General features: G+C 41.3%; 9 protein-coding genes and 1 tRNA gene. 6 read left to right on the top strand and 4 right to left on the bottom strand.

Annotated elements, in window-relative coordinates; all coding sequences use genetic code 11:
* Positions 1-191 precede the first annotated feature (191 nt).
* Positions 192-863, top strand: a complete 672-nt coding sequence (locus OPS28_RS00280) for a 4'-phosphopantetheinyl transferase family protein (protein WP_265607404.1) — start codon at positions 192-194, stop codon at positions 861-863.
* 90 nt (positions 864-953) lie between these two features.
* Here OPS28_RS00280 and OPS28_RS00285 read toward each other — a convergent pair whose 3' ends face one another.
* From OPS28_RS00285 to OPS28_RS00295, 3 genes are all read right to left on the bottom strand, one after another.
* The gene (locus OPS28_RS00285) at positions 954-2627 is read right to left on the bottom strand and encodes an FtsX-like permease family protein (protein WP_265607405.1); all 1674 of its coding nucleotides are present in this window, start codon (positions 2625-2627) and stop codon (positions 954-956) included.
* Between the two features lie 463 nt (positions 2628-3090).
* Positions 3091-3167, bottom strand: a tRNA-Met gene (locus tag OPS28_RS00290).
* A gap of 170 nt (positions 3168-3337) precedes the next feature.
* On the bottom strand, positions 3338-3640 hold the full coding sequence (locus OPS28_RS00295; protein ID WP_265607406.1) for a 4a-hydroxytetrahydrobiopterin dehydratase: 303 nt from the start codon (positions 3638-3640) through the stop codon (positions 3338-3340).
* Between the two features lie 301 nt (positions 3641-3941).
* Between OPS28_RS00295 and OPS28_RS00300 the strand changes: the two genes are divergently transcribed.
* The 4 genes from OPS28_RS00300 to OPS28_RS00315 all read left to right on the top strand — a co-directional run bounded on the left by OPS28_RS00300 (position 3942) and on the right by OPS28_RS00315 (position 7465).
* Positions 3942-4877, top strand: coding sequence for a mechanosensitive ion channel family protein (locus tag OPS28_RS00300; RefSeq protein WP_265607407.1), 936 nt, complete (start codon positions 3942-3944; stop codon positions 4875-4877).
* Between the two features lie 264 nt (positions 4878-5141).
* A complete protein-coding gene (locus tag OPS28_RS00305) occupies positions 5142-5537 on the top strand; it encodes a DUF3718 domain-containing protein (protein WP_265607408.1) in 396 nt (131 codons plus the stop codon).
* A gap of 845 nt (positions 5538-6382) precedes the next feature.
* The gene (locus tag OPS28_RS00310; RefSeq protein ID WP_265607409.1) at positions 6383-6778 is read left to right on the top strand and encodes a DUF3718 domain-containing protein; all 396 of its coding nucleotides are present in this window, start codon (positions 6383-6385) and stop codon (positions 6776-6778) included.
* Positions 6779-7183: 405 nt separating this feature from the next.
* Positions 7184-7465, top strand: coding sequence for a hypothetical protein (locus OPS28_RS00315; protein WP_265607410.1), 282 nt, complete (start codon positions 7184-7186; stop codon positions 7463-7465).
* 116 nt (positions 7466-7581) lie between these two features.
* Here OPS28_RS00315 and OPS28_RS00320 read toward each other — a convergent pair whose 3' ends face one another.
* Positions 7582-8556, bottom strand: coding sequence for an NADPH:quinone oxidoreductase family protein (locus OPS28_RS00320; RefSeq protein ID WP_265607411.1), 975 nt, complete (start codon positions 8554-8556; stop codon positions 7582-7584).
* Between the two features lie 203 nt (positions 8557-8759).
* Here OPS28_RS00320 and OPS28_RS00325 point away from each other — a divergent pair, with 203 nt between their 5' ends.
* Complete coding sequence (locus OPS28_RS00325) at positions 8760-11303, top strand: TonB-dependent receptor (RefSeq protein ID WP_265607412.1); 2544 nt, start codon at positions 8760-8762, stop codon at positions 11301-11303.
* Positions 11304-11323: the final 20 nt, after the last annotated feature.

An 11323-nucleotide genomic window follows, 5' to 3' on the forward strand; every position in this document is an offset into this window, starting at 1 on the left:
ACAATTCCAAGGTTAAGTAACTTTTCAAGTGGCTGGTTTAATTCAAAAACCTAACGAACATAAACGCATAATTCGTGAACATGAAGCAGTGTCATTTGCAGAAGATAAAAGTTAGAATTCCATTTATACCGTGAAAACGAACATTTCATATGCAAGCACTATACGAATGCTCATTCCTGAAAAATGTTACCTTGAAGAATCTCGTAGGCTTACCGGGTGTGTGTTATCAAAGTAATTTCGAAATCGATAACTACACAGATATGCTTTATCAAGAATTGCTGAATGCCAATCTTCATAAAACAATTAGCAATGCGGTTAAAAAACGAAAATCTGAATTTCTTGCGGGTCGTTATCTCGCTAAACTGGCCCTGCAATCTCTAGGTTCTGATGACACCTTCGTTTGCGTGGGAAAAAATAGAGCACCAATATGGCCAAAAGGGTTTATCGGATCCATTAGCCATACAGACGATACGGCGATTTGTGCGATGGCTAAACGTAACGAAGTATCCAGGCTTGGTCTCGACATTGAAACTGTTTTACCACAAAGCGTAGCCAAGGAAATCATAAAAAGCGTACTTATTACGTCCGAATTTGCTTTGGCTGGGTCGGTTACCGAGCCAGATACACAAATGACGACGTTGATTTTTTCTGCAAAAGAAAGTCTATTTAAAGCCCTATACTCTGAGGTAGGGTATTATTTTGGCTTTGAAAATGCAGAAGTGAAGGTTGTTAACACGCGTACAGGTAAATTTGTTATTGAACTTACCAGCCAGTTGACACCTTCGTTACCGGGAGGCACAAGATTTGAAGGCTTGTTTGAAATCTTAGGAAATAAAGTTTTAACAGTAATTGCCACCCCTTAACGCTATATGTTCGTTCACCCATAACGTTATATGCAATTCAAAATTCATCAAAGGCCTCAGTAAACGACTGAAGCCTTTGCAATCCGTTAATTATTCATATCGTAAAGCCGACGATGGCTCTAACGCTGTGGCCTTTTTTGTCGGTACTATTATGGCGGCCAATATTATTGTAGTTAACAGAACCCCTACCAGTATCACAGTAGCAATGTACGCTGAACTGGGCAAAGCGATAAAACGACCGGCGGCTAGAAAAACCAATAGCGCAAACCCAATGCCTATGGTTAGTCCTATGCTCACCTGCCAGCCACCTTGCTTTAAGAAAAGCTTTACAATCTCACTATCTTTGGCCCCCAACGCTCTGCGGACACCAATTTCGTGGGTCTTCTTAGCAATTGCAAACGACGTTAACCCATAGATACCACTTATTGCTAATAATAGGGCAAAGATACCGCTACCGATAATAGTGTCTCTGATTGTACCGGTCATTTTAACCACCACACCAACCTCATGGGCGTAGTCCTCTACGTTGGTTACGTCAAGTTGACTATCTACAGACTTTAAGGTGTCAAAAAATACGTTTTCAGCGTTAGTACCGTTAGTACGATATTTAAAAAACACTAATGCATCAGCAGCAGCATACTGAAGGCCAGAAACAAAAACTTCGTCGTATTGATGAGGTTTCTCAAGCGGTGTTCTAGAAATATTAGATACTACTCCTACTACGTTATGCCACTGTGGCTCATCATTGATAGATATCTGAATTCTTTTTCCAAGCGCTGTTTCGTTAGGCCAGTATTTATTGGCAAAAGACTCGCTGACAACCGTTACTAATTGGTTGCTTTCCTCATCACGTAAATCGAATAACCGCCCCTGTATTAAGCGTGGTCCCATAAACTCAGGAGAACCAATTAATCCATAGACCGAGATTTTGGGCTTATCCTTTTCCTTGCTATAGCTGACACCGTCAATAGCAACTCTAAGCCGTTTAAAATTAAATCTCACTGACGAACCTTCAAATTCATTTTGCGCCGCAAGCTTTTGATTGAAGGTTCTATAAAATGAAACGCGACTTTCTTTACTTGGATAGAGCTTGTGCGGTAGCTCCATTTCTGTGTAATACAAATTGGTAAGGTCAATTCCTACATCAATATCTGTCAGTTGATTGACCTTCACTGACAAAATTGAACCGAACATGGTTACGGCAGAAATTAATACAATTTGAAAGGTGACTAGCATTTTAGACATGCGGCCAGCGCCTTTCCCTTCGGCTCCCTTAGTTCCATCTTTAAGCACCGCATTGAAATCTTGTCTTGCGGCTTTAAAGGCTGGCAGGAAGCAAGCTGAAAAAATGGTAAAGACCATAAATCCGAGCGCTACAGCTATAATAGGCCAATCTAGCTCCCACTTGTACCAAAATGATAGTTCGCTACCCAGCATTGATTGCATGTTTATATTGACCAAATTCAAAGCCCAGGCTACTAATAGCAATGCTGAAAAACCACCAATAATGGTAATAATCAAGCCTTCCCACATCTGCTGCGTTATCAACCGCCACTGGGATGCCCCTAATGCTGATCGAATGGCGGTCTCTTTATTCCTTTCGATAGTTCGGGCAAACAACAAATTACCTACATTTATACAGGCTAATAGTAAGATAAAGACTGAAATAGCTATCAGTACATAGCTAATATTTTTGAACGTTGTAGGAAGATTAAATTGCTGAAAGATATCTACCTCGCTTCTTAATAGCTCAATGCCGGGCATTTGAGCAGCTCTCGCATTAAAGGCTTCGCTTAAATTGTGGCATCACTTGCAGAGAAAGGATGTTTGGAGAAACCGCCACGCAAAACTTTCCCGGGGCTAAAGATAAGTGCGTCCCGGCATGAAGATAACGTAAATTATCTTTCGCTTATTTGAAAATCAGCGCTCCCGTTTGGTAGGTTATTGAGACCTAAAGTCCACATCACTTGAAATTATAGAGCCTTTTGGCGTCCTTATAGTTTCGTGTGCCATATTGCATTCGGTATCACATCCCGAAAATTATTGATTTGAATAACGAAGGCAAAGGACATACAGGGACTCTGCCCCTCAGAATTAGACGTTGGAGGCCTAACTTGCCTATCAAAAAGCCCTAATTAAGCCCTAATTTTAAAAATCAGCACAATTTGAGGGGGGCTTTTCAACTTTTAGAAACAAAAAAAGCCCTGAAAAATCAGGGCTTTAAATGTGGTTGCGGGAGCAGGATTTGAACCTACGACCTTCGGGTTATGAGCCCGACGAGCTACCAGACTGCTCCATCCCGCGTCTGAATTGGTTTTGAAGGCTTGCCGTGTTTGGCCGTTGCCGTTCAAGATGTGCGTATTATACATAGGGAATTAAACTTGGCAAGCGGTCTTTTAAATTAATTTCAACTTTGAGAACCGTTTGCTCACTTAACGCCCAAGATGATCAATAATGCAACGAATAAACCGCTTTTATTTAAATTTTTCCATTTTTTCAGCCATGGTAAAATCCAAATCACTTAAGCCATCCACATCATGGGTAGTGAGTGTTACCTCTACTTTATTATAGACGTTAAACCACTCAGGGTGATGATTTAGTTTTTCAGCCCAGATCGCAATTTGTGACATCCACCCAAATGCACGAATGAAGCTTTTGAATTTAAAGGTTTTTGTTATTTTGTCGCCATCTAAACGCCACTGCTCATCAGAGCTGAATGTTTCATTCAGCTTATTTAGTGCTTCTTTTACCTGCGATTCATCTAACTTTGTAGTCATTTTATTGCTCCAGCATTATCAAATTGTTCAGTTTTAATATTTAAACATTGCTTACTTCCCTCGCCAATAACCGATGGGAAATAGTCTGGCATGACCGTGGTATTAGCTTTACACATATTGGCGGGAGATGAATCTAATTTTTGTCAGGATTTCATAAACCATGCAACATTTTCAGAAAGGGGAAACTCCTACGTCTTGTCACTACATTACTATGGGGGTGCTATCACCTGATCCAATCTAATAAGTGCTGGAACAATAATTGTATGAATTGGGCTTAGATAAATTAGAAATGAATGGATAGATGGATTTCCCGGATATAGAAAAGATTTATACGTTAATAGATGAGAAACTGCAGAGCTGGATAGAAAATGGGATCAAGCATGTTCCCAATCTGATTGTTGCTCTCTTTATTGCTATCGCATTTGGAATTGTCGCCAAGATTGTTGGGAATCTGCTAAATAAGGTTTTTACGAAAACTTTTGAATCGACACAGATAGCTTCTCTACTTACTTCAATTTGTAAAATTCTAATACTTATCGCGGGAATATTTCTCGCTCTCGACTTTGTTGGACTAAAAGGCACAGTTACATCCCTTTTAGCAGGGGCAGGTATAGTTGGCCTTGCTATTGGTTTTGCTTTCCAAGATCTCACTGAAAACTTTATTGCTGGTATTGCTATGGGGATTCGCAAGCCATTCGAGATTGGAGATGTAATAAAGGCAGAAGGAGTATTTGGCACCGTGGAATCCATTAATCTACGAAATACCCATGTGGAAACGTTTTACGGTCAACGAGAAATCATTCCAAATAAAATCTTATTCAGAAATATTCTAACTAACTACAGCGTATTAGGATATCGACGAATAGAAGTACCTGTGGGGATTTCTTATGCAGATGATCCTGTTGAAGCTCGAAAAGTAATAGTTGAAGCAATAAATAAAAAAAACTACGTCATACGCAAGGATGAAACGGCAGTTTATGCTCAGTCATTTGGCGACAGTAGTGTTAACCTTCTCGTTTGGTTTTGGATTAGCTATCCCGGTGATCCAGGCTTTATGGAAGTCAGACATGACGCTGTCGTTACCGTGAGACAGGCATTAGACGATGCAGGTATCCTCATTCCCTTCCCTATTCGAACATTGGATTTTAACGCTAAGGGGAGCGATAACTTAAACGATATGCTGGTTGACAACGGAAGTACCGCAGGTGATAAACGTGCAGAGGGAAGAAGTGAATAGGTAAGAAGTGTCGGGGTAAAACAGCGTTCGAGTAATGCGAAAGAAGCAAAGCCAAAAGATGCGTGAAAAAAGCGAAGTTAATTAAGAATAAAAGTTTTGACCGCTAAATATAACGCCTACCGCTTAATGTATTAAACCCTATACCTACGTATCATACGGACTATTTTTTAATCATGTAAAGTTATCTTTAATAAACTCGAAGAAATTGTTAATGCGTAAACACTAACGACGCTTTCCAAAAGATTTTTGTTCGAGGAATTCATCATGTTGAAAGTAGTTAAATCATCTCTTGTAGTAGCAGTTGCAATGTTAGGTATGTCAGGCACGGCACACGCCGGTATTGAAGACGATCTTGCCAATATATGTACGATCGTTCAAGCCGATGATAAGGGTGAATTGCGCAAAAAAATGCGTCGAGTGCAATCTGACTATCGCTTAAAGCTTAACGACTATTATTCAGGGATAAGTTGTGGTGGAAATAGCCTAATCCGAACTGCAATACTTTCAAACGCAATAGAAGTTGGAACATTAATGGTTAAGAAAATGCCTAAATCCGACTTGTCAGCCCCCGAAAGTGATGGCAAAACATTGCAGGCTTGGATTAATGAAAAAGGCTTGCAGAGTAGCCCTATTCACGCCGAATTAATTGACCGCATGTAACCTATTATACACCGCAGCTCCACAGCGGCGGTCTCCCTATTAAGGCTCCATTTACTGGAGCTTTTTTTTTATGTATTACCATAAACGAACGATAACAGATATATACCAATTGAATGTTACTATTGGAGTAACAACTTTACGTAAATATTTGCTGCCTGAGACCCACATAGTATTACTTATATTTCTTAAATTGCTATACATGTGATTGGCTGTTTAGAACCGAACAAAAAAATCATCGTTGTGAAAAGCTACGAATATTTTGATGAAAAAACGGCCTCCCCCACACAAGCTAAATAGGAATGTGCCGGGGTGTCAAAAAAACACCTTCTATTTACTATTTACTATTTACAGCCACAATACCAAGCGAAATGATCTCAATTTTTACGGGGAGAGCGAGGTATGTAGTGAGTAAGTTAATTAAATCGTAGATAACCACTCCCCTCACCCTATCGAACTAAAACCAACGATTTATATTGGAACGACGTTACTTGTCCGTTATCCACACTAGCAGGAAACGCTAACATATTATTAGCCGCATAAAAAAACAGTTTGTACTGGCCCATAAGGAAATTTTAAATTTATTTCTGGAATGCAGCAATCGAGCTTCAATGCACCTTACACACTAGATTCAGCTTTTATCACAATTCAAGAAACTCGAACTTTTAATTAATTATCAATGACATACAAGCAACCTCAGAACCAGGCAAGCATCAAACCTCACCACCTGATTACGTATAACCTTGCATACCTTGTTATTAGCTAAAATGTTTTTCTTAGCCACAGAATGCCGTTTAATGCTTCCCGAACAAAACAACCCCCAACAAAAAATTTATAGGAATTTAACCATGTTGAAAATTGTTAAAACCTCCCTTGCCATCGCAGTTGCTTCTTTAACTTTTGCTAACGTCGCACAAGCTGCAGTCGAAGATGATTTAGCCAATATCTGTACTATTGTTGAAGCAGATGACAAAGGCGAACTACGTAAGAAAATGCGTCGCGTACAATCTGACTACCGCCTTAAGTTACACGATTACTATACAGGTATCAGCTGCAACGGTAATAGCCTTATTCGCACTGCGTTAGCTAATAATGCTGTTGAAGTCGGTACGCTATTAGTTAAAAAGATGCCTAAATCAGACCTACAACAACCCGAAGCAGATGGTAAAACGTTGCAGGCGTGGATTAGCGAAAATGGCTTATCAAGCAATCCAATCGCAGTAGAGCTTCAAGGCCGCATCTAAACCGATTACATGAAAACCATGTGACTAGTTTCAACATGGTCGCGGATATTACTCCGCCCCAGTGGCTCCTTTAAGGAGCCACTTTCTTTTATACTTCCCTTTCTTACCTGGCGTATAGAACCTTATTTTCAAAGCCAATCGTTTATGGTTACTAGGCGTTGCTGCCTCAAAAATCACGTGTCTTTTTCTAGCGTGTAATTTCACCGAAAGTGAGTGACAAAGGGTTAATATTATACATCCTAAACGGCATTGGAGAGTCCTTTCTCATTGCATAGAACTGGCTGGGTATGTAATTTAATACCAGCGTATTTCAATGATGCTATCTTCTCCCCGCCGTTTGGTCTTTAATTAGTTTGTACCGAATTATTCAGCGCTACAAAGATTCCGAAAAGGAGCAAACAATAAATGAAAAAATTGGCGATAGTTTTTTTAACTGCATCTATGCTTGGCCTGAGCGTTTCCTCTTTTGCTCTAGAAACAGCTTTACCGGAACAGCACACAACTATATTGAGTCTTAGCGAGAAGAAAGCACGCTATTCATCTATACATCAACTTACGTCTTTTATACTGGCGAAAAATGCCACTATAAACTCGGACCTACGCAATAATGATTTAATATTGCAAACTACCCAGCAAAATTCGTTAAGTCACAAAAAGTTACCAGCCACCCTTATTGCGGTTCGATAGCATCTTAATTCGATACTATAATAAGCATTGGTAAAATGTTGCGATATAAATGATTCAACATGGCATGCAGAGTGTTCTGCAACCCCAAACGGCTTCCTTAGGGAAGCCGTTTTCTTTTAAATGGTTAAGATTAATTTACCTTTAACTTCCCGATTCATTAATTGATTTAAAGCAGTTGCAGCTTCACTTAAAGGATATGTCTGCGCAATATGAACCTCAATATCCCCGGCCATAGCCCAGGAAAACAACTCGTTCATATTGTGCCTGAATACTTCTGGTTCTTTTTGGGTAAACTGCCCCCAGAACACGCCCACCAGCGAAAACCCTTTTACTAAGGCTAAATTTGCGGCCAGTTTCGGGATCTCTCCACTGGCATAACCAACAGTTAATAGACGCCCTCCCCATGCCATGGCTCGAGCACAAGCATGAAAGGCATCTCCACCTACGCAGTCATATACCACGTCAATGCCTTTTCCCTGCGTCAATTCCTTTAGCGTCTCTTTCAGATCTTTTTCCATATAATTGATAGTTTCATCAGCACCATACTTTTGAGCAAGCTGAAGTTTTTCTTCAGTAGAGCAGACTGCGATAACTTTTGCCCCCATCCGTTTACCGATTTGAACCGCGGCGAGGCCAGTGCCGCCAGCAGCACCTGTAACCAATAAGGTTTCTCCCTGGCCAAGCTGCGCCCTCTGTTTTAGGGCATGATGAGCTGTAGCATGGGCGGTAACTAAACCGGCCGCAGCGTGTTCGGTGACGCCTTCAGGTATTGGCATAACTTGTGATGCGGGTAGAGCAACCTTTTCCGCAAAACCGCCTAATTGATTTATACCAACTACGCGATCGCCATCTTTAAATGAAGTGACATTTTTGCCGCACTTTAAAATTGTTCCAGCGACCTCATTACCTGGGATAAAGGGGAAATCCGGTTGCATCTGATACAACCCTTGTACTAATAATGCATCTGGAAAATTGACACCCGCAGCTGTTACACCAATCAGAATTTCATTGTCACCGACTTCCGGATCTTCGACATCCGTGTAAGTTAACTGCTCAACTGGCCCGAATTCATTACAAACGATGGCTTTCATCTTATTCCTTGCTCGTGTTATTGAGAATGGGTTCTTGATTTATACCTTATAGACGTAAAGTCAATTTATTAGCATTACACGTCCTCCCATACTTTAGACCACATTTGATTTAATAGGCTAGGAATATAAACAAAAGTAAGTTATAACCAATCTTCAATAAATTAATGTTTTACAGATGAATTTCATTTAAAGAAGCTTTATACATGGACTATCCAAACACATTACAAAAAACGCTATTGGCTACATCAATTACTCTATGTTTTTCGTCCACGCTTCTTGCCCAGGATGAAGACGGCCCCCTCGAGCGTATTGAAGTTACCAGCCAGAAACGAGTGCAAAATTTACAAGAAGTTCCGGTGGCTGTAACCGCATTGAGTGGTGACGATTTACTAGACTCTGTATCCTTCGATGTCTTTGATTTGCAATCCTATGTTCCTGCTTTTGCGGCGTTCCAAAGCCAAAGCGCAACAAATAGCGGGTTTTCAATCCGATCTATCGGTACATCTACTCAAAACTTTGGGTTCGAACCCTCTGTAGGCTTATACGTGGATGGTGTCTACCGCTCACGTCAAAACTCAATAGTTAACGATTTAGCCGACATTCAGCGTATTGAAATTTTGCGTGGACCACAGGGCACATTATTTGGAAAAAACACTCCTGCTGGTGCTGTTTCCATCTATACCAAATCGCCAACATTTGAAAACGGTGATGGTTATGTGGCCGCGACAATTGGCAATGATGACCTTATTAGCATTCAGGGAGGGTCTTCGTTTGTCGCGATAGAAAATGAACTGGCGTTTCGGGCCGCCGGGTTTACCACCCATCGTGATGGTTGGATAAACGACTCTACTTCAGGAGAAAAAATAAATGATCGCAATCGAGCCGGCGTTCGCCTACAAGCGCTTTATACCCCGCAAGATGACTTAACTATACGCCTTATAGCGGATTACGCGGAAATAGATGAAGTTTGCTGTGGCGCTCTTACATTTCAGGGCAATCAAAACGCGTTAGGCATAAAAAACAAGAATGGAACAGATGCGGCATTTGCCAGCCCACCATTTAACGCCACCATTTACGATAAAGAAGATTTTTATAATTACACGACTGCCATATCTTTTTTACCTGAATCTTCTATGGAAGATCAAGGTATCTCAGCTCATATCAGCTATACATTGAACGAGAACTGGCATTTAGAGAGCATTTCTGCTGTTCGCAGTTTTAATAGTTTTGACAAAGTCGATGCTGATTTCTCAGACACTGAAATCCTTTTGACGAAGAATGATGCCGATCTCCACGCATTCTCTCAGGAACTACGGTTGCATTATACCACCCACGCTTTTAATGGTTTATTGGGTGCGTATTATTACTCACAGAACCTTAACCTGGATTACGCAATCGCAACACAAGATGACTTCCCTTTCTTATTTTCGAGCTTTGCGGCCCAAGTAATGCCGTTGGTCGCAGGGTTAAATGCAATTAGTCAGTTAACCCAAGGGACGATTCAACCCGCCGCCATCCCAGCGCCAGCGAATACCCATTTTGTTCACAATGCCTATCAAGAACAAGACAGTTATGCGGTGTTTGCTCAGTCTGACTGGCGATTTTCTTCTCAATGGGAACTCACTACAGGCTTGCGTTATACCGAGGAAGATAAAAGCTTAAATGCTATCTATGATGAGCAGGGACCAGGAATAGATGGGCTTTCATTTGCTCCTGATGACATTCCGAATCCACTGTTGGCGGGAGCCGCATTACAAAATATTGGCGCAGCCTTAGGGACGGGTGTAATGCCCACGGCGGAAGATTTAGCTGCAATTGCGCCTTTTCAGCAAGCTGGTTGGGGCTACTATTTGCTAAATACAGCGATTGTTCTGCCCCGCCCCCCTCTGAGTGAGTCGTTTACCGATAGCCAGGTAACCGGAACGGTTAAGCTAAGCTGGTTGCGTACTGACGATCAGCTTTTATACTCTTCATTATCGACTGGTTACAAGTCAGGTGGCATTAACACTGATAGGATATCAGCATTATTAAACCCGGTGTTTAATGCGGAAAAATCCAGAAGCGTAGAGGTTGGACTAAAACAGGATTGGAATGACGTAAACCTGCGCTTAAATCTAGCTGCGCACATAACTGCTATTAAAGATTTTCAATCTTCAACATTTACGGGCACTGGGTTCAATTTATCTAACGCCGGCGACTTTGATAGCAAAGGGGTAGAAGTAGAGTTGACATGGAACCCGCTTGATGACACTACTTTGACCTTTAACCTAACTTACAACAAGGCCACCTTTGACTTCTTTGAAAAAGGTACCTGCTGGACTGCTACGCCGTGGCACTATGGAATAGACGATCCTGGTCGGACTTCACCAGAACTCCCCTATTGTTCACGCAGTGGTGACCGAGTAGGCTTCGAACCTGAAACTTCCTTTACCATTATGCTTAGTCAACATGCGCAGCTATTCGATTTAGCTATGTTATTCTCAATTGACTATGCGTATGTAGGCAGCCTTTTAATGGATCATTCGAATGATCCTCTAAAAGAAAACGACGCCTATAATTTGGTTAACCTTCGTTGGCAGCTACCCGTTAATGTATGGGACAGTGAAGTTACATTTTGGGCTCGGAATGTTTTTGATGAAGAGTACGTAGCCAGAAATGCGTTTGATGCGCCATTCCAACGAGGGAAAGTTATGGCGTACCCTGGACAGCCCCGCAGTTATGGGGTGACCTGGACCACCCATTTCTAATAAGATTTACAATGCTTCGG

The organism is Alteromonas sp. ASW11-130 (genome assembly GCF_026183735.1).
GTDB lineage: Bacteria > Pseudomonadota > Gammaproteobacteria > Enterobacterales > Alteromonadaceae > Alteromonas.